Annotated in this window: 1 pseudogene; it reads right to left on the bottom strand. The window is 47.4% G+C overall.

The features are described 5' to 3' along the window. Positions 1–348: 348 nt before the first annotated feature. Positions 349–458, bottom strand: a pseudogene (locus tag ACTQ16_RS16815) (N-acetylmuramoyl-L-alanine amidase); the annotation flags it as partial.

The raw sequence follows: 458 nt of genomic DNA, 5'->3' as shown, positions 1-458 counted from the left end.
CTTCTGATTTCAATGCTCGCTTGGCAGCTAAGCAGAATGAGATAAATCAATTGAAAGGCATAAATGATGGGGATAATCCGACAACCACAATGCCAAGTAACTCAAACTCGGATTCAACAATGTCACCAGAGGCAAAACTGAAGGCCAGCGAACAGCAGAAGGCAAATCTTCAGGTTACAGCCTATGGCCAGCATACCGAGTCTGGTAAATATCATCATGGTAGCCAGCAGACGGAGAATGCCGATGACTTGGATTACAATGGTGAGGATGTCCCAGAGGAAAAGATTGTCACTATCGCTAAGACGTTAAAGGAGCATAAGGATATGAAAGGTGTCAAGAAGCCTAGACGTGAGCCCCCACCTCGGTTTCTGGACGGCAGGGATAGACCACGCCATCCTTCGTAATGTAATAGTGGTAGCCGATGCTCTTGAAGCCTCTTGCCTTGTGGCAGGCTTCCA

This window comes from Prevotella sp. LCP21S3_D2, from assembly GCF_052118345.1.
Lineage (GTDB): Bacteria > Bacteroidota > Bacteroidia > Bacteroidales > Bacteroidaceae > Prevotella.
This window is presented reverse-complemented; position numbering and strand designations above follow the sequence as displayed.